Below are 17,484 nucleotides of genomic sequence, written 5' to 3'. Positions count from 1 at the left end.
GCACGCGGCGCAGCGCTTCGCCGCGCCCGGCGGCCGTTGGCGCCGCGCGGCCGCCGCTCATCGCAGCGCGGCGGCGCGGGCCGCGGCGGGCGCCGAAGCTGCGGCCTCCTCGCTTTCGGGAGCCCCCCATGCAAGACGCGCTGCTGCAGGCCACCGCCCTGCGCAAACACTACGGCCCGCGGCCGGCCGTGGCCGATGTGAGCCTGGCCGTGCGCCGCGGCGAGCTGCTCGGGCTGCTGGGCCCCAACGGCGCGGGCAAGTCCACCACCGTGGCCATGCTCTGCGGCCTGCTGCCGCCCGACGGCGGCGAGATCCGCCTGGGCGGGCAGGCCCTGCTGGCCGAGCCGGACGCTGCCAAGCGCCGCATCGGCCTGGTGCCGCAGGAATTGGCCCTGTTCGAGACCCTGAGCGCACGCCGCAACGTGGAGCTGTTCGGCGCGCTCTACGGGCTGGACCGCGCCCGCCAGCGCCAGCGCGCGCAGGCCGTGCTGGCCCAGGTGGGCCTGCTGGAGCGCGCCGACGAGGCGCCGCGTGCCTTCAGCGGCGGCATGAAGCGCCGCCTGCACATCGCCTGCGCCCTGGTGCACGAGCCCGATCTGATCGTGCTGGACGAGCCCACCGCGGGCGTGGACCCGCACAGCCGCAACGCCATCTTCGAGCTGCTGGAAGGCCTGAAGCGCGCCGGCAAGGCGCTCATCTACACCAGCCACTACATGGAGGAGGTGGAGCGCCTGGCGGACCGCATCGTCATCCTGGACCACGGCCGCGTGGTGGCCGAGGGCCGGCTGGCCGAACTGCTGCAGCGGCTGGAAGGCGGCCAGGGCCTGGACATCGAGCTGGCCCAGGGCGAACCCGAGCTCGCCGCGCTGCAAAGCCTGCCCGGCGTGCAGGGCCTGCGCCGCGAGGGCTCGCGCCTGCGCCTGGCCCTGGCGGACTGGCAGGCCGGCATTGCGGTGCTGCAGGCCCTGGCCGCGCAGGGCCTGCAGCCGGCCCGCTGGTCCAGCAGCCGCGTCACGCTGGAAGACCTGTTCCTGACCCTCACGGGTCGTCAGTTGAGGGATTGACCCATGCATGCCTTGCTCGCCCTGATCCAGAAGGACCTGCGGATCTTTCTGTCCGACCGCCGCGCCCTGCTGCTGACCCTGCTGGCGCCGATCCTCATCGCCGCCTTTTTCGGCAGCCTGTTCGGTGGCAGCGGCAGCGCCAAGAAGGCCGGCGTCGGTCTGGCCATTACTGATCTGGACCGCAGCCCGGTCAGCCAGGCCCTGGTGGCCGCGCTGCGCGCCGACCCCCATCTGAAGCTGCAGGAGCTTGACGCCGAGCCTGCCCAGGCCTTGGTGCGCGCCGGCAAGCTGGACGCCGCCGCGCAGCTGCCCGCCGGCTTTGGCCAGCAGGCCGGGCGCGCGCTGTTCGGCGCCGGGCCGCGGCCGGTGATCCTGCTGCACCACGACCCCTCCAAGGCCCTGGGTCTGGCCGTGGTGCAGGGCCTGCTGGCACAGCATGCGATGCGCAGCCTCAGCCAGGCCGCCTTCCAGGCCGACGGCAGCCTGATGGCCGATCTGCGCGGCCAGGTGCAGCACGCCCAGGGGCTGGCCGCGGCGGAGCAGCAGGAGCTGCTGGCCCTGTTCGACCAGGTGGCGCGCGTGCAGCGTGTGAGCGCGTCGGCCGCGGGTGCATCGGGCCCAGCCGGCGCTTCAGCAGGCCTGCGCCAGCCCTTCGACACCGAGCTGGTGGCGGCGCAGGCGCCGCAGCAGGCCGGCTACAACGCTTACGCCCATTCCTTTGCCGGCATGGGCGTGCAGTTCATCCTGATGCTGGGCGTGGACATGGGTGTGGCCCTGCTGCTGCTGCGTCGGCAGGACCTGTGGAAACGCCTGCGCGCCGCGCCGGCCTCGCGCACGGTGCTGCTGGGCAGCCGGCTGCTCAGCAGCGCGCTGATTGCGCTGGGCGTGTTCACGGTGCTGATGGCGGTGGCCATCGCGGTTTTTGGCGTGCGCGTGCAGGGCAGCTGGCTGGGCCTGGCCCTGGTGCTGCTGGGCTTCGCGCTCTTCACCGCCGCCTTCGGTCTGGCGGTGGCGGCGCTGGGCCGCACGCCCGAGGCCACGCGCGGCCTGGCCATCGTGGCCACGCTGCTGCTGGTGATGCTGGGCGGCGCCTGGGTGCCGGCTTTCATGTTCCCGGATTGGCTGCAGCAGCTGACCCTGCTGGTGCCCACGCGCTGGGCCATCGACGGCCTGGACGCGATGACCTGGCGCGGCCTGGGTCTGGCCGCGGCCGCCCAGCAGGCCGGCCTGCTCGGCGCGGCGGCGCTGCTGATGGGGGGGCTCGCCTGGTGGCGTTTCGAGTGGGCCGAGGCGTGAGCTACAGCGCGTTCAGCGTGCAGGCGCCCCCGCCGCTCAGGCACAGCTCCTGGCGGTGGAAGGCGCGCAGCGCCGGGTGGTGGCTGACGCTGATGGGCGTGATGGAGAGCGGCGCCAGCAGCTCGTAGAGCCGGCGTTCGTTGTCGGCGTCGAGCGCGCTGGTGGCTTCGTCCAGCAGCAGGTAGCGCGGGCGGGCCAGCAGCGCGCGCACGAAAGCCAGGCGCTGCTGCTCGCCGATGGACAGCAGCTTGCCCCAGTCGCGTTCGGCATCCAGGCCGCCGAAGCGCGTGGCCAGGTCCGCCAGGTTCACGCGCTCCAGCCAGTGCTGCAGCTCGGCGTCGGAGACGGCGCGCTCGGGGTGGGGGTAGAGCAGCTGTTCGCGCAGCGGCCCCAGCGGCAGGTAGGGCTGCTGGGGCAGGAACAGCATGTCGGGTGCAGCGGGGCGCTGCACGCAGCCGCTGCCCTCGTCCCACAAGCCGGCCAGCACACGCAGCAGCGAGCTCTTGCCCGTGCCGCTGGCGCCGCTGATCAGCAGGCCCTGGCCGGGCGGCACGTGCAGGCTCAGGCCCTGCAGCAGGCATTGCGCGCGCCCCGGCGTGTAGACGCTCAGGTCCTGCAGCGCGAGCTCGTGCGCGGCCTCGCTGCGGATGCCGTCCACCGCGTGCGGGCGCTCCAGCTGCTGCTGGAAGGCGTGCAGGCGGGCGATGCCGGCCGAGAAGCGGCTCAGGCCCTCGAAGTGCTCGACGATCAGCGTCAGCGCGCTGAGGATGGCGCCGAAGGCCCCGGCTGCCTGCACCGCATGGCCCACTTCCAGGCGGCCCTCCAGCACATCGCGCGCGATCACCATGCTGGGCAGCACCAGGGTCAGGAAGCTGTGCGCGTACTGGAACAGGTTGAGTTTGAGCTGCCAGCGCAGCACGCGGCGGTAGTTGGCGTAGGCGGCGTCAAAGAGGCGCTGCAGGGTGCCGCGCTCGTGCGCCTCGCCGCCGTGCAGGGCCACGGGCTCGGCGTGTTCGCGCAGGCGCACCAGGCCGAAGCGGAAGTCGGCCTCGCGCTGCAGCTGGGCGAAGTTCAGCGGCACCAGGTGGCGGCCGAACACGCGCGCCGTGAAGAAGGTGCTGATGAGCGCGTAGATGCACAGGATGTAGATCAGCAGCGGCGAGATGCCCCAGAGCACGCTGGCAAAGGCGGCCATCTGCACCAGCGCCCCCAGCACGATCATCGAAAAGTAGAGCGACTGGCTGGTGAAGCTGTTGATGTCCTCGGCAATGCGCTGGTCGGGGTTGTCCAGCGTGCCATCGGCGTTCAGGTGGTAGTACGCGCGGCCCTCGAAGTAGCGACCCAGGAAGCGCACCGTCAGCCAGCGCCGCCAGCGCAGGCCCAGGGTGTCGCGCACGAAGTAGTACAGCGCGTAGATGGGCACCGCGGCCAGCAGGATCCAGACGAAGCGCTCGATCGAGGACCAGAAGCGCGCGCCGTCGCGCGCTGCCAGCGCCGAGGTGAACTCGCCCGTCTCCTGGTTGAACAGCACGTTGAAGCCGGTCTGCCCCAGCAGCAGCAGCATCAGCAGCGCCAGCAGGCCGAAGGCGCGCCAGCGTTCCTCGGCATCGCGCCAGTAGGGCTGGGCGATGCGCAGGAACTGCCGCGCCAGCTGGGAGTTGAAGCCCGGGGTGGCCGGCCGTTCCATCAGCTGCGCGCGAAACGGGCCTGGTGCCGGCCCTCGGTCTTGGCCTGGTACATGGCCTGGTCGGCCGCGGCCAGCAGCTCGCTCGCTGTGGGTCCGTCATGCGGGAAGCGGGCGATGCCGATGCTGCCGCCGCACACCAGCTGCTGGCCCTGGAAGGGCACCGGCTCGCTCAGCGCCGCCAGCACCTTCTGCGCCACGCCGTGCAGCGCGCCGTCGTCGGCCGCGCCCTGCTCGATCAGCAGCACGAACTCGTCGCCGCCGAGCCGGGCCACGGTGTCCGATTCGCGCACCAGGTGCTGCAGGCGCAGGGCCAGGCCTTGCAGCAGGGCATCGCCGGCGGCGTGGCCGAAGCGGTCGTTGATGGGCTTGAAGTGGTCCAGATCGATGTACAGCAGGGCCAGCCGGCCCTGGCTGCGGCGCGCCTGCGCCAGCGCGTGCTCCAGCCGGTCCAGGAAGGCGCGGCGGTTCAGCAGGCCGGTCAGGCTGTCGTGGCTGGCCAGGCGGTCCATCTCGGCCTGCTTGAGCTGCAGGGTCTCGAACTGCTGGTGGATCTGGCGCTGCATGTCGTGCACGCTGCGCGCCAGCACGCCCAGCTCGTCGTTGCGCGTGCTGGGCAGCTCGTTGACGAGCGGCGCCTGGGCCGAGAAGCCGCGCACCGAGCGCACGATCTGCCCGATCGGCCGGCTCAGCGCGCGCGCCAGCAGCACCGCCAGCAGCAGGGCCAGCGCGCTGAAGCCCAGCACGATGCGCACATTCACGCGGCCCAGGCGCTCGCCCTCGGCCAGCACCTGGTCCATGGGCTGGGCCAGGCCGACGATGAAATCGTCCTCGATCGCAAGATCACCGCGCGGCTGGCGCACGAAGGCCGCCACCCGGCCGCTGCGGCCGCCCACATGGGTTACCAGTTCCGCCTTGCGCTGCGGCGGCTCGGCCAGCAGGGCACTGGCGGCCGGAAAGTCTTCCGGCACGCGGGCCTGCTGGCCGCGGTCGAAGGCGAAGGCCTTGGCCTTGTCCGGGTGGATCAGGTAGTCGCCCTCGCCGTTCATCAGGTAGAGCTGCAGCCCGGCCGGCAGGTCGGCCGCCAGCTGCTGGAACAGGCCTTCGAGGTCGACGTTGACGACGATGACGCCGCGCACCTGCTGCTGGGCGTCGAGCACCGGCGCGGCCATCTGCAGCACCGGCTTTTCCGAGCCCATGTGAGCGCCCACCTCATGGTTGATGCTGGCGCGCGAGACGTACACCGAACCGCGGGGCAGCCGGATGGTCTCGTACACATAGGGCGTGTGGCCCTTCTCCTGCAGCTCGGCCTCGGGCACGCGGCGCACGCCGTCGCGCTGGCGGTCCACCCGCACCACTTCCTGGCCATAGCTGTCGGTGTCGATCAGGCGCATCTGGAAGTACTGCGGGTGCGTCAGCAGCATGCGCTCGAACAGGATGGCGGTATTGCGCGCGGTGCGCTCCTGCAGCTGCGGGTCGCTGCGCAGCAGCAGCTGCGCGGCCACCGGGTGCTCGGCAAACAGCAGCACGTCGCGCGCCACATTGCCCAGTTCCAGCGTGAGCTGGCGGGCCAGCACACGGGTGGCGGTTAGCAGCCGCTCCTCGGCGGCGTCCAGCAGCATCTGCCGGCTGGCCGAGTAGCCGTAGTAGCCGGTCAGGCCCGCGGCCAGCACGCCCGTAAGGGCGATCACCGCACCAAAGCGCGCCGCGAGCCCGAGCCTCATGGCGAGAGCACGCGCTCGGCCCGGTCGCCCGAGCGGATGCGCGCCCATAGCGTTTCGCGTCGCGCCACGTCCTCCACCGGCTCCAGCCAGACCAGCTTGGCCGCCCCCGGGCTGCCGATCGATTCGCTCACGGTATTGGCCAGGCCCTGGCGCTGCACCAGCAGCTGGCTGGCCTGGTCACCCAGCACATGGTCGATCCAGGCATGGGCCAGTGCCGTCTCGCGGCACTGCCGCGTCAGCGCCCAGCAATCCAGCCAAGCCAGCGCGCCTTCGCGCGGGATGGCATAGCCCACATTGGCGCCAGCCTGGCGCAGCAGCTGCAGCTGCTGGGTGCCGTAATTGGCGAACATCAGCGCCGCACCATGGCGCTGGAACAGGCGCACCGACTCCTCGGGCTGGCTGTAGAAGCCCAGCACATTGCGGCGCAGGGCGATCAGGCGCTCGACGGCGCGCGGCCAATCGCCCGCCTGCAGACGAAAGGGGGCGGGCAGGCCCAGGGTCTGCGCCGCCAACGTGAAGTTGTGACTGCCGCCGTTGTAGGCCAGCACCTTGCCGCGCCAGCGCGGCTCCCAGAGCACATTGATCGAGGTCGGCGCCTCCGGCAGGCGGCGGCGGTCGTAGATCAGGCCCATCTCCGCATAGGTGTAGGGCACGCCGTAAAGCTCGGTCCTGCCGCCCTGCTTGAGCTCCAGCCCGGGGATGCTGCTGCGGCGCTGAAAGCGCGGCAGCTGGCGCCCCAGGGCGGGGATGCGCGCGGGCTCCAGCGCGCGCAGCAGCCCGGCCTGCTGGGCACGGCGCAGCTCCACGGTGTTGAGCGCCAGGACGTCGAAGTCGGCGCCCTCCCGCTGGCTCAGTTTCTGCCACAGGGCCTCGTCGGTGTCGATCAGTGTGAGCTCGACGTGTGCGCCGTGCTGCTGCTCGAAGGCCTGCACCACCTCGGGCTCGGCATAGCCCGGCCAGGCCAGCACGCGCAGCACGGCCGGGGCCGCCGCAGCGGGCTGCAGGCGGGCGGCCAGCAGGCTGGCACAGACAAGGGGCAGGGCACGACGCTGCATGGATCGATATTAGGGGCCGCGCCGGCGGGCTGACCCGAGTTGGATCAAAGCGCGAAGTCGTAATCGATGATCAGCGGCGCGTGGTCGGAGAAGCGCGGCTCCAGATGGATCTTTTCCTTCTTCGCCAGCGCCGCCAGGCCGGGGGTGGCGATCTGGTAATCCAGCCGCCAGCCCACGTTCTTGGCCCAGGCCTGGCCACGCTGGCTCCACCAGGTGTACTGCTCCTCCTTCTGGTTCAGCGTGCGGAACACGTCCACCAAGCCCGCTGCGCCGAAGAGTTGGTCCAGCCAGGCGCGTTCCTCGGGCAGGAAGCCACTGTTCTTCAGATTGCCCTTCCAGTTCTTCAGGTCGACTTCCTTGTGCGCGATGTTGATGTCGCCCACCAGGATGAACTCGCGCTCGGCCTTCAACGCCGCCAGGTGCGGCGCCATCTCGGCCAGGAAGCGGAACTTGGCGGCCTGGCGTTCCTCGCCGCTGCTGCCGCTGGGGAAGTAGCAGGAGATCAGGCTGAGCTTGCGGCCGGGCTTGTCGAAGCGGGCCTCGACCCAGCGACCCTCCAGATCGAACTCGGCCGAGCCGTAGCCGATGCGCACGTCCGAGGGCTCGTGGTGCACGTACAGGCCGACACCCGAGTAGCCCTTCTTCTGCGCATAGTGGAAGTGGCCCTGCAGGCGGCCGCAGCGGTCGAACTGGCCGGCCACCACATCGCCCTGGGCCTTGACCTCCTGCACGCCGACGGCATCGGCGCGCTGGTGGCTCAGCCAGTCAAAGAAGCCCTTGGTGGCGGCCGAGCGGATGCCGTTCAGATTGGCGGTGATGAGGCGCATGGGGAGGCGGTCAAAAGGGGGTCGCGGAGTATCGCGTCGGCGCCCGAGCTGACGCATTGCCGCAACAGGACGCGGCACCGCCCCGGGCCAGCGGCAAGATGGGCGGCTTCGCAGTCCCTCCAACAAAGAGTCCGCCATGCCCTACCTTCCTCTGCGTCCCACCCTGCTCAGCCTGGCCCTGGCCGCCGCCCTGCCCGCCTTTGCCCAGGCCCAGGAAGAAGAGAAGCGCGACAAGAACCAGCTGGAAACCGTGGTCATCACCGCGGAGCGTCGGGTCGAGAACATCAAGGACGTGCCCAACGCCGTCTCCAAGCTCAGCGGCGAGAAGCTCGACGTGCTGTCCGCCGGCGGCCAGGACGTGCGCTTCCTCTCCGGCCGCGTACCCAGCCTGAACATCGAGTCGAGCTTCGGCCGCGCCTTCCCGCGCTTCTACATCCGCGGCTACGGCAACACCGATTTCCGTCTGAACGCCTCGCAGCCGGTGTCGGTGATCTATGACGACGTGATCCAGGAGAACCCCATCCTCAAGGGCTTCCCGGTGTTCGACCAAGCCAACGTCGAAGTGGTGGCCGGCCCGCAGGGCACCCTGTTCGGCCGCAACACGCCGGCCGGTGTGGTGAAGTTCGAGTCCGTCAAGCCCAGCCAGAAGCAGAACGGCTACGCCAGCATCAGCGCCGGCAGCCAGGGCATGGTGAACCTGGAAGGCGCCTTCAACCTGCCGCTGGGCGGCGACTGGGCGGCGCGCTTCTCGGGCCAGACCCAGCACCGCAAGGACTGGGTGAAGAACACCCTGCCCGGCGCGGTGACGCCCAAGACCGAGGGCTATACCGACACCGGCCTGCGCATCCAGGCCCTGTACGAGCCGCACAAGGAATTCAGCGCGCTCCTCAATGTGCACCACCGCGACCTGAACGGCAGCCCGCGCCTGTTCCGCGCCAACATCATCAAGCCCGGCACGAATGACCTGGTGGACGGCTTCGACCCCAAGCGCGTGTCGATCGACGGCATCAACGAGCAGCAGATCACCCAGACCGGCGCGAGTGCGCGCCTGAAGTGGTCGCTGCCCGGGCTGAACATCTACTCGATCACCGGCTGGGAGACGGTGGAGCCGTTCTCGCGCGGCGACATCGACGGCGGCTACGGCGCCGTGTTCGCCCAGCCCATGGGCCCGGGCTTCATTCCCTTCCCGGTGGAGACCTCGGACGGCCTGCGCGACCACCGCCAGCTCTCCCAGGAAGTGCGCCTGGAATCCAAGGACGGCGGCCCGCTGCGCTGGCAGGGCGGTGTCTACCTGTTCGATGAGCAGTACACGATCGAATCGATCGACTACAACGCCTTTACGCACCAGCCGAACACCACCACGCTGACGCGCCAGACCAACAAGGCCGCGGCCCTGTTCGGCGCCGTCAACTACGACCTCACGCGCGACCTGAAGATGCGCGCCGGCCTGCGTTACACGAAGGACGAGAAGGACCTGAGCACCACCGGGCCAGTGAACACCAGCGCGGGCACCAGCGCCTCCACCAGCGACAGCAAGTGGAGCTGGGACCTTTCCGCCACCTACTCGCTCGACAAGGCGGTCAACCTCTACACCCGCTACGCCACGGGCTTCCGTGCCAGCTCCATGCAGCCGGCTTCGGCCTTCGGCCCGCAAAGCCAAGCCAAGCCCGAGGACGTCAAGTCGATCGAGTTCGGCGTCAAGGGAGACTTCTGGAACCGCAAGGCGCGCCTGTCGGCTTCGGTCTTCAATTACGAGGTCAAGAACCAGCAGCTCACCGCGGTGGGCGGCGGCGCCAACTTCAACCGCCTGATCAATGCCGCCAAGTCGACCGGCAACGGCTTCGAGCTCAATCTGGACCTGCTGCCGCACCCGGACGTGCTGCTGACCGCCGGCGTCTCGCTGAACAACACCAAGTTCAAGGACGCCAACCTGGCTGCCGAGGCCTGCGGTTCGGGCTGCACCGTGCTGGATCGCATCCTCGTGCCGGCCAACCCGGCCGCCTTCAAGTTCGCCCCCACGGTGGACCTGAATGGCAACCCGATGCCGCAGGCACCGAAGTGGACCGCCAACTTCACGGCACGCTGGAGCATCCCGCTGGCCAATGGCGACGAGGTCTACCTCTACACCGACTGGGCCTATCGCTCCAAGGTCAACTTCTTCCTCTACGACGCCGCCGAGTACACCGGCAAGGCGCTGACCGAGGGCGGCCTGCGCGTCGGCTATCTGTGGGGCAATGGCCAGTACGAGGTGGCCGGCTTCGTGCGCAACATCACCAACCAGATCCGCGTCACCGGGGGCATCGACTTCAACAACCTGACCGGTTTCGTCAACGAGCCCCGCACCTACGGGCTGGCCTTCAAGGCGATGTTCTGAGCCGGCCCAGCCGCCGTCACCCGGTTCCTTCGTGAACCGTGAAGCCGACAACGCCGCGCGTTCGCGCGGCGTTGCTCCTTCTGGCATTCCCTGGGGCGCGGCCCTGGCCGCTGCCTAGAATCGTTCCGATGGCCCACGATCGCACTGCCCAAGACTTTGTCGCCTTCGCCGTTCAGGCCGGCGTGCTGCGCTTCGGCGAATTCAAGACCAAGGCGGGGCGACTCAGCCCCTACTTCTTCAATGCCGGCCTGTTTGACGACGGCGCCAAGATCGGCCGCCTGGCCCAGGCCTACGCGCAGCGTCTCTTGCCGCACGTGGACGAGTTCGACGTCATCTTCGGCCCGGCCTACAAGGGCATCACCCTGGCCGCAGCCCTGGCGATCGAACTGGCGCGCCTGGGGCATAACAAGCCCTTCGCCTACAACCGCAAGGAAGCCAAGGACCACGGCGAGGGCGGCACCCTGGTGGGCGCGCCGCTCCAGGGGCGGGTGCTGATCGTCGACGACGTCATCAGTGCCGGCACCTCGGTGCGCGAGTCGATCCAGCTGATCCGTGCCGCCGGTGCCACGCCGGCCGGTGTGGCCATCGCCCTGGATCGGCAGGAGAAGGCGGCCGAGAACGGTGTCGACCTGCCGCATTCGGCCGTGCAGTGGGTGCAGCGCGAGCTGGGCTTGCCGGTCTGGGCGATCGCCGGTCTGGCGGATCTGCTCGACTTCCTGCGCGACGACCCGGCCCTGGCCGAGCACGCCCAGCGCGTGCAGGCCTACCGTGAGCGTTACGGAGTCTGAGGCCGTGCGCCGCCTGCTGCCCTGCATCCTGTGGCTGGCCCTGGGCGCGGCGTATGCCCAGGTGCCGGGCGCCAAGATCTACAGCTGCGTCACGGCCGATGGCCGGCGCCTGACCTCGGACCGCCCGATACCCGAGTGCAAGGGCACCGAGCAGATCGTGCACCGCAACGATGGCAGCGTGCGGGCCAAGCTGCCGCCGGCGCAGTCGCCGGAAGAGCGTGCGGCCGAGGAATTGCGCCAGCGCGAGCTGGCCGGCAAGCGGGCCGCGCAGGCCGACGCGGCCCGGCATGACCGCAATCTGCTGACGCGCTTTCGCAACCGCACGCAGCACGACGTGGCGCGCACCGCCGCGCTGGACGATCTGGTCAAGGCCACCGAGCTGAGCGTCAAGCGCCTCAGCGACCTGGCCCGCGAGCGCAAGTCACTGGACGAGGAAGCCGAGTTCTACAAGGGCAAGCCGCTGCCGCCCAAACTCCGGCAGCAGTTCGACGTGAACGACGCTGCCACCGAGGCGCAGCGCCACTTCATTTCGCAGCAGAACGCCGAGAAGGTGCGCGTCAACATCCGCTACGACATGGAGCTGGCGCGCCTGGAGAAGCTCTGGGCCGGTGCGCTTCCGGGCTCACTGGGGCCGCCGCCGAACGCCCGCGATGTGGAGGCGGCGGTGAATGCGGCCTTGGCCGCGAGCGCACCGCCCGCCGGCTCGGCGCCGGCGAGCGGGCGCTGAGCCCGTTCAGCCCAGCTTCTTCTTCAGCAGCTCGTTCACCAGGCCGGGGTTGGCCTTGCCCTTGGTGGCCTTCATGGCCTGGCCGACCAGGGCGTTGAAGGCCTTGTCCTTGCCGGCGCGGAACTCCTCCACCGACTTGCCATTGGCGGCCAGGACCTCGTCGAGGATGCGCTCAAGCTCGCCAGTGTCGCTCATCTGCTTCAGGCCCTTGGCCTCGATGACGGCATCCACGTCGGTGGATTCACCCGCCCAAAGGGCTTCGAACACCTGGCGTGCGGCGTTGTTGCTGATCGTGCCGTCGCTGATGCGGGCGATCAGCTGCGCCAGCAGGGCGGGGCCCACGGGCGCGGCCTCGATGCCCTTCTCCTCCGCGTTCAGGCGGCGCGAGATTTCGCCCATCACCCAGTTGGCCACCAGCTTCGGACTTGCACCCGCGGCCTTGGCGGCCTCGTAGTAGCGCGCCACGGGCAGGCTGGCGGTCATCATCTGGGCGTCGTAAGCGGGCAGGCCGTCCTGGCTGGCGAAGCGCGCGGCCATCACCGCCGGCAACTCGGGCAGCTCGGCCTTCACGCGTTCCACCCAGTCGGCGCCGATCAGCAGCGGCGGCAGGTCGGGGTCGGGGAAGTAGCGGTAGTCGGCCGCGTCTTCCTTGCTGCGCATCGCGCGGGTCTCGCCGGTGTCGGGGTTGAACAGCACGGTGGCCTGCTGAATCTCCAGGCCATCCTCGATCTGGTCGATCTGCCAGTTGACCTCGTAGTTCACCGCCTGGATCAGGAACTTGAAGCTGTTCAGGTTCTTGATCTCGCGGCGCGTGCCGAAGGGCGCGCCGGGCTTGCGAACCGAGACGTTCACATCGCAGCGGAACGAGCCCTCCTGCATATTGCCGTCGCAGATGCCCAGCCACATCACCAGCGCGTGCAGGGTCTTGGCGTACTCGCAGGCTTCCTCGGCGCTGCGCATCTCGGGCTCGGAGACGATCTCCAGCAGCGGCGTGCCGGCGCGGTTCAGGTCGATGCCGCTCTGGCCGTGGTAGTCCTCGTGCAGGCTCTTGCCCGCGTCCTCTTCCAGGTGGGCGCGGGTCAGGTTGACCACATGCTCCTGCTCGCCCACGAAGAAGCGCACCTGGCCGCCCTGCACCACCGGGATCTCGTACTGGCTGATCTGGTAGCCCTTGGGCAGGTCCGGGTAGAAGTAGTTCTTGCGCGCAAAGATGGACAGCGGCGCGATGTGCGCGCCCACCGCCAGACCGAAGCGGATCGCGCGCTCGACCGCACCGCGGTTCAGCACCGGCAGCGTGCCGGGCAGGGCCAGGTCCACGGCCGAGGCCTGGGTGTTGGGGGCGGCGCCGAAGGCGGTCGAGCTGCCGCTGAAGATCTTCGAGGCGGTGCTCAGCTGGACATGGTTTTCCAGGCCGATCACGACCTCGTAGCCCCGCACGAGTTTGGATTTGGTCGTCATGTCAGAAGCCCTTCGGCGTGGCCTTGTGCCAGTCGGTCGCCAGTTGCAGGACGTGCGCCGCGTGCAGCAGCTGACCCTCTTGGAAGTAGTTGCCGAGCAATTGCAGGCCCACCGGCATGCCGTGCGCGCCCAGGCCCACCGGCACGCTCATGCCGGGCAGGCCGGCCAGCGAGCCGGGCAGGGTGAAGATGTCGGCCAGGTAGGCCTTGACCGGGTCGTCGCCCTGTTCGCCGATCTTCCAAGCCACCGAAGGCGCCACCGGGCCGGCGATCAGGTCGCACTGTGTAAAGGCCTGCTGGAAGTCGTCGGCAATCATGCGGCGCAGCTTCTGCGCCTGCAGGTAGTAGGCGTCGTAGTAGCCGTGGCTGAGCACATAGCTGCCGATCAGGATGCGGCGCTGCACCTCGGGGCCGAAGCCTTCGCTGCGCGTGCGCTTGTACAGATCGAGCAGGTCCTTCGGGTCTTCGCAGCGGTGGCCGTAGCGCACGCCGTCGAAGCGGCTCAGGTTCGAGCTGGCCTCGGCCGGGGCAATGATGTAGTAGACGGGGATGGCCAGCTCGGTGCGCGGCAGGCTCACCTCCACCAGCGTGGCGCCCAGCTTCTCCAATTCGGCCAGGCCGGCGCGCACAGCGCTGTTCACATCGGCGTCCAGCGCGGCGGGGAAGAACTCCTTGGGCAGGCCGATGCGCAGGCCTTCAAGCGGGCGCGCGCTGCTGGCGCCGGCGCGCGGCTGCAGCATCTGGGCGTGGAAGTCCTGCGGCGGTTGTTGCAGGCTGGTGGCATCGCGCTCGTCAAAACCGCTCATGGCCGAGAGCAGCAGGGCGCAGTCCTCGGCCGATCGCGCCATCGGGCCGGCCTGGTCCAGGCTCGACGCGAACGCGATCATTCCGTAGCGCGAGCAGCGGCCGTAGGTCGGCTTGATGCCGGTGATGCCGGTGAAGCTGGCGGGCTGGCGGATCGAACCGCCGGTGTCGGTGCCGGTGCTGGCGGGCACCAGGCCGGCTGCCACCGCGGCGGCCGAGCCGCCCGAGCTGCCGCCCGGCACGCGTTCCAGGTCCCAGGGGTTGTGCACCTTGGCGTAAGCGCTGTTCTCGTTGGCGGAGCCCATCGCGAACTCGTCGCAGTTCAGCTTGCCCAAGGAGAAGGTGCCGGCGGCGTTCAGCTTGGCCACCACCGTGGCGTCGAAGGGGCTGCGGTAGCCGGCCAGGATCTTGGAGCCGGCGGTGGTGGGGTGGTTCGTGGTGACGAAGATGTCCTTGTGCGCCATCGGCACGCCCAGCAGCGGCGCGGCCTCGCCGGCGGCGCGGCGGGCATCGGCTTGGCGCGCGGCGGCCAAGGCGCCTTCGGCATCCAGGTGCAGGAAGGCGCCCAGGTTCTGGTGCGCGGCGGTGCGCGCCAGAAGGCTCTGGGTCCACTCGACGCTGCTGATCTTCTTCTCGGCCAGGGCCTTCAGGCCTTCGGCCACGCCCAGGGTGTGCAATGCGCTCATTCGATCACCTTCGGCACCAGGAACAGGCCGTCCTCGACGGCCGGGGCGCTGCGCTGATTGGCCTCGCGCTGGTTGGTCTCGGTCACCACGTCCTCGCGAAGGCGCAGGGCCACTTCCTGCACGGCCGAGAGCGGCGTGTAGAGCGGCTGCACGCCGGTGGTGTCCACGGCGCGCATGGTTTCAACGATCTCGAAGAAGCCGTTCAGCTGGGTCAGCAGCTGCTCGGCCTGCGCCGGGGGGCAATCGAGCCGCGCCAGATGGGCGATGCGGCTCACGTCGGTCAGGGTCAGGGCCATGGGGTGTCCTCGGTCGGCGCGCAGTTGGCGAAAAAAGCCAGCAGAAGCAAGACCTTAGGGGTCTTGTCCTACAGGGCGCGCGGGGGGCTTCGGGTATTATCTCTGGCCCGATTTTCCGAGGCCGCCGGACTCCCCGTCCGGCGGCCTCGCCGTATTCACGCCGCGGAAATGCACCTTTGCGTTTCCGGGCCTCGCCAGAAACGCCCGCCCACCATGTTTGGTTCCCTGCGCCGCTACTTTTCCACCGACCTTGCCATCGACCTTGGCACCGCCAACACCCTGATCTATGTCCGCGACAAGGGCATCGTGCTGGATGAGCCCTCGGTCGTCGCCATCCGCCACGAAGGCGGCACCAATGGCAAGAAGACCATCCAGGCCGTCGGCAAGGAAGCCAAGGCCATGCTGGGCAAGGTGCCCGGCAACATCGAGGCGATCCGCCCGATGAAGGACGGCGTGATCGCCGACTTCGTGATCACCGAGCAGATGATCAAGCAGTTCATCCGCATGGTGCACCCGCAGTCCATGATGCGCCCGAGCCCCTGCATCATCATCTGCGTGCCCTGCGGATCGACCCAGGTTGAGCGTCGCGCCATCCGCGACGCCGCGCTGGGCGCCGGCGCCTCGCGCGTCGAGTTGATCGAAGAACCGATGGCTGCGGCGATCGGTGCCGGCCTGCCGGTGTCCGAGGCCGCGGGCTCGATGGTCATCGACATCGGCGGCGGCACCACGGAAGTGGGCGTCGTGTCCCTGGGCGGCATGGTCTACAAGGGCAGCGTGCGCGTCGGCGGCGACAAGTTCGACGAGGCCATCATCAATTACATCCGCCGCAACTACGGCATGCTGATCGGCGAGCCCACCGCCGAGGCCATCAAGAAGAACATCGGCTCGGCCTTCCCGGGCAGCGAAGTGCGCGAGATGGAGGTCAAGGGCCGCAACCTCAGCGAGGGCGTGCCGCGCAGCTTCACGATCAGCAGCAACGAGATCCTCGAAGCGCTGACCGACCCGCTGAACCAGATCGTCTCGGCCGTGAAGAATGCGCTGGAGCAGACCCCGCCCGAGCTGGGTGCCGACATTGCCGACCGCGGCATGATGCTGACCGGCGGCGGCGCCCTGCTGCGCGACCTGGACCGCCTGCTGCGTGAAGAGACCGGCCTGCCGGTGCTGGTGGCCGAAGACCCGCTGACCTGCGTGGTGCGCGGTTGCGGCATGGCGCTCGATCATCTGGATCGCACCGGCTCCATCTTCACCAGCGACTAACACCGGGAGGGTTCAGTGGCCCTTGCCACCCTGGACCGCCGCCCGCCGCCGCTGTTCCGCCAGGGGCCGACGGCGCTCAACAAGCTGCTCTTCTGCGCCGCGCTCTCGCTCGTGCTGATGGCGGCCGACGCGCGCTTCGGTCTCGTCAACCCGCTGCGCAGCGCGCTGGCCACCGTGCTCAACCCGGTGCAGCGTGCGCTGCTGGCTCCGGTGGACGCCTGGGACGAGCTGCGCGACCGCCTGCGCGGCGCGCGTGCCGCCATGCAGGCCGAGCAGGCCGCCCGCAACCTGCTGGCCCAGCAGGCACTGGTGCTGGCGCGCACCCAGACCCTGGAGCGCGAGAACGAGGCGCTGCGCCGCCAGCTCGGTCTGCAGGGCAGCCTGCCGGTGAGCTCGCGCGCGGCCGATGTGCTGTTCCAGTCGGGCGATCTGTACAGCCGCCGCCTGGTGATCGATCGCGGCCGCGCAGATGGCGTGCAGCCGGGCGCGGCCGTCATCGACGAGCGCGGGGTTCTCGGGCAGCTGACGCGCGTGCACCTGCAGTCCGCCGAGGTGATGCTGCTGACCGACCGCGACGCCAGCATCCCGGTGCTGAACGCCCGCACCCAGGCGCTGATGGTGGCCTATGGCGGCGAGCGCCATGCCGGGCTGGAGCTGCGCTTCGTGGCGGCCAATGCCGACATCAAGACCGGTGATGCCCTGGTGACCTCGGGCCTGGACGGTGTTTACCCGCCCGGGCTGCCGGTGGCCCAGGTGAGCCTGGTGGAGCGGCGCGGCCAGACCAGCTTTGCGCGCGTGCTGGCCCAGCCCTTGGCGCGCGCCGATGGGGCGCGCCAGGTGCTGGTGCTGGCGCCGCAGGCGCGTGCCGAAGCCGCCAAGGCGGAGCAGGCCGAGGCGGCCGCCGCTTCGGAAAAGGGGCGCCGATGATCATGCCGCGCGGTTCCGGCCAGCTGCTGCTGCCGGCCAAACCCTGGTTCATCGGCCTGAGCCTGCTGCTGGCCTTGCTGGCTGACATGCTGCCGCTCGGCCCCCAGCCGGCCATGCCCCGTCTGCTGGCCGTGGTGCTGGTGTTCTGGAACGTGCACCAGCCGCGCCGCATCGGCGTGGGCTGGGCCTTTCTGCTCGGGCTGCTGATCGATGTGCACCAGGGCGCGGTGCTGGGCCAGCACGCACTGGCCTACAGCGGCCTGGCCTTCCTGGGGGTGAGCCTGCACCGTCGCCTGCTCTGGTTCGGCGTGTGGGAGCAGACCGCGCAGGTGCTGCCGCTGTTCTTTGCCGCGCACCTGCTGCAGTTCCTGGTGCGCATGGCCTTTGGCGGCATGGCGCCGAGCCCCTGGCTGCTGCTGGCGCCTGTGTTCGAGGCCCTGCTGTGGCCGATGGCGACGGCGCTGCTGCTGGCCCCGCAGCGCCGCGCCCCCGATCGCGACGAGCACAGACCTTTGTGA

15 protein-coding genes are annotated in these 17,484 nt (G+C 69.8%); 8 read left to right on the top strand and 7 right to left on the bottom strand.

The genetic code is table 11. The features are described 5' to 3' along the window. Positions 1–128: 128 nt before the first annotated feature. Complete coding sequence (locus I7X39_RS16110) at positions 129–1,064, top strand: ABC transporter ATP-binding protein (RefSeq protein WP_198112184.1); 936 nt, start codon at positions 129–131, stop codon at positions 1,062–1,064. A 3-nt stretch (positions 1,065–1,067) separates the two neighbouring features. Continuing rightward, positions 1,068–2,360, top strand: a complete 1,293-nt coding sequence (locus I7X39_RS16105; RefSeq protein ID WP_198112183.1) for an ABC transporter permease — start codon at positions 1,068–1,070, stop codon at positions 2,358–2,360. A 1-nt stretch (position 2,361) separates the two neighbouring features. Here the strand turns inward: I7X39_RS16105 and I7X39_RS16100 are convergent, their stop codons facing one another. The 4 genes from I7X39_RS16100 to I7X39_RS16085 are packed head-to-tail and all read right to left on the bottom strand — an operon-like array spanning position 2,362 to position 7,650. Further along, positions 2,362–4,047 carry an ABC transporter ATP-binding protein/permease gene (locus I7X39_RS16100; RefSeq protein ID WP_198112182.1) on the bottom strand — a complete coding sequence of 562 codons (1,686 nt, stop codon included), beginning with the start codon at positions 4,045–4,047 and terminating at the stop codon, positions 2,362–2,364. Next, positions 4,047–5,768: a sensor domain-containing diguanylate cyclase gene (locus I7X39_RS16095; protein WP_198112181.1), complete on the bottom strand. Its 1,722-nt coding sequence runs from the start codon at positions 5,766–5,768 to the stop codon at positions 4,047–4,049. Before I7X39_RS16095 ends, I7X39_RS16100 begins: the two co-directional genes overlap by 1 nt. Then, positions 5,765–6,823, bottom strand: coding sequence for an ABC transporter substrate-binding protein (locus I7X39_RS16090; RefSeq protein WP_198112180.1), 1,059 nt, complete (start codon positions 6,821–6,823; stop codon positions 5,765–5,767). Before I7X39_RS16090 ends, I7X39_RS16095 begins: the two co-directional genes overlap by 4 nt. Positions 6,824–6,867: 44 nt before the next feature. Continuing rightward, complete coding sequence (locus I7X39_RS16085) at positions 6,868–7,650, bottom strand: exodeoxyribonuclease III (protein WP_198112179.1); 783 nt, start codon at positions 7,648–7,650, stop codon at positions 6,868–6,870. A 136-nt stretch (positions 7,651–7,786) separates the two neighbouring features. On the opposite strand from I7X39_RS16085, the gene I7X39_RS16080 reads away from it, so the two are divergent. The 3 genes from I7X39_RS16080 to I7X39_RS16070 all read left to right on the top strand — a co-directional run bounded on the left by I7X39_RS16080 (position 7,787) and on the right by I7X39_RS16070 (position 11,539). Beyond that, on the top strand, positions 7,787–10,024 hold the full coding sequence (locus tag I7X39_RS16080) for a TonB-dependent receptor (RefSeq protein WP_198112178.1): 2,238 nt from the start codon (positions 7,787–7,789) through the stop codon (positions 10,022–10,024). Between the two features lie 128 nt (positions 10,025–10,152). Further along, entirely contained in the window at positions 10,153–10,812 is a 660-nt protein-coding gene (gene pyrE / locus I7X39_RS16075; protein ID WP_198112177.1) for an orotate phosphoribosyltransferase, read from the top strand. Between the two features lie 4 nt (positions 10,813–10,816). Next, the gene (locus tag I7X39_RS16070) at positions 10,817–11,539 is read left to right on the top strand and encodes a DUF4124 domain-containing protein (protein ID WP_310739936.1); all 723 of its coding nucleotides are present in this window, start codon (positions 10,817–10,819) and stop codon (positions 11,537–11,539) included. Between the two features lie 6 nt (positions 11,540–11,545). Here the strand turns inward: I7X39_RS16070 and gatB are convergent, their stop codons facing one another. Genes gatB through gatC form a run of 3 tightly spaced genes read right to left on the bottom strand, consistent with a single transcriptional unit; the run spans position 11,546 to position 14,782 of the window. Next, positions 11,546–12,997: an Asp-tRNA(Asn)/Glu-tRNA(Gln) amidotransferase subunit GatB gene (gene gatB / locus I7X39_RS16065; protein ID WP_198112175.1), complete on the bottom strand. Its 1,452-nt coding sequence runs from the start codon at positions 12,995–12,997 to the stop codon at positions 11,546–11,548. Position 12,998: 1 nt separating this feature from the next. Next, entirely contained in the window at positions 12,999–14,486 is a 1,488-nt protein-coding gene (gene gatA, locus I7X39_RS16060; RefSeq protein ID WP_198112174.1) for an Asp-tRNA(Asn)/Glu-tRNA(Gln) amidotransferase subunit GatA, read from the bottom strand. Further along, positions 14,483–14,782, bottom strand: coding sequence for an Asp-tRNA(Asn)/Glu-tRNA(Gln) amidotransferase subunit GatC (gene gatC / locus I7X39_RS16055; protein WP_198112173.1), 300 nt, complete (start codon positions 14,780–14,782; stop codon positions 14,483–14,485). Before gatC ends, gatA begins: the two co-directional genes overlap by 4 nt. 213 nt (positions 14,783–14,995) lie before the next feature. Between gatC and I7X39_RS16050 the strand changes: the two genes are divergently transcribed. From I7X39_RS16050 to mreD, 3 genes are read left to right on the top strand one after another with little or no spacing between them, the layout of a single operon-like run. Next, complete coding sequence (locus I7X39_RS16050) at positions 14,996–16,039, top strand: rod shape-determining protein (RefSeq protein WP_138858138.1); 1,044 nt, start codon at positions 14,996–14,998, stop codon at positions 16,037–16,039. 15 nt (positions 16,040–16,054) lie between these two features. Beyond that, positions 16,055–16,966 carry a rod shape-determining protein MreC gene (gene mreC / locus I7X39_RS16045; protein ID WP_198112172.1) on the top strand — a complete coding sequence of 304 codons (912 nt, stop codon included), beginning with the start codon at positions 16,055–16,057 and terminating at the stop codon, positions 16,964–16,966. Beyond that, a complete protein-coding gene (gene mreD / locus I7X39_RS16040) occupies positions 16,963–17,484 on the top strand; it encodes a rod shape-determining protein MreD (protein WP_198112171.1) in 522 nt (173 codons plus the stop codon). Before mreC ends, mreD begins: the two co-directional genes overlap by 4 nt.

Source organism: Inhella proteolytica, from assembly GCF_016093275.1.
GTDB classification, from domain to species: domain Bacteria; phylum Pseudomonadota; class Gammaproteobacteria; order Burkholderiales; family Burkholderiaceae_C; genus Inhella; species Inhella proteolytica.
Note: the sequence above shows the minus strand (reverse complement) of the source record. Positions and strands in the feature narration are given on the sequence as shown.

Bases quoted from the DNA above. Each gene is read 5' to 3' on its own strand.
- I7X39_RS16100 (WP_198112182.1), bottom strand. From the start codon at position 4,047: ATGGAACGGCCGGCCACCCCGGGCTTCAACTCCCAGCTGGCGCGGCAG.
- I7X39_RS16050 (WP_138858138.1), top strand. From the start codon at position 14,996: ATGTTTGGTTCCCTGCGCCGCTACTTTTCCACCGACCTTGCCATCGAC.
- gatA (WP_198112174.1), bottom strand. From the start codon at position 14,486: ATGAGCGCATTGCACACCCTGGGCGTGGCCGAAGGCCTGAAGGCCCTG.
- pyrE (WP_198112177.1), top strand. From the start codon at position 10,153: ATGGCCCACGATCGCACTGCCCAAGACTTTGTCGCCTTCGCCGTTCAG.
- I7X39_RS16085 (WP_198112179.1), bottom strand. From the start codon at position 7,650: ATGCGCCTCATCACCGCCAATCTGAACGGCATCCGCTCGGCCGCCACC.
- gatB (WP_198112175.1), bottom strand. From the start codon at position 12,997: ATGACGACCAAATCCAAACTCGTGCGGGGCTACGAGGTCGTGATCGGC.
- gatC (WP_198112173.1), bottom strand. From the start codon at position 14,782: ATGGCCCTGACCCTGACCGACGTGAGCCGCATCGCCCATCTGGCGCGG.
- I7X39_RS16090 (WP_198112180.1), bottom strand. From the start codon at position 6,823: ATGCAGCGTCGTGCCCTGCCCCTTGTCTGTGCCAGCCTGCTGGCCGCC.
- I7X39_RS16110 (WP_198112184.1), top strand. From the start codon at position 129: ATGCAAGACGCGCTGCTGCAGGCCACCGCCCTGCGCAAACACTACGGC.
- I7X39_RS16080 (WP_198112178.1), top strand. From the start codon at position 7,787: ATGCCCTACCTTCCTCTGCGTCCCACCCTGCTCAGCCTGGCCCTGGCC.
- I7X39_RS16105 (WP_198112183.1), top strand. From the start codon at position 1,068: ATGCATGCCTTGCTCGCCCTGATCCAGAAGGACCTGCGGATCTTTCTG.
- I7X39_RS16095 (WP_198112181.1), bottom strand. From the start codon at position 5,768: ATGAGGCTCGGGCTCGCGGCGCGCTTTGGTGCGGTGATCGCCCTTACG.
- mreD (WP_198112171.1), top strand. From the start codon at position 16,963: ATGATCATGCCGCGCGGTTCCGGCCAGCTGCTGCTGCCGGCCAAACCC.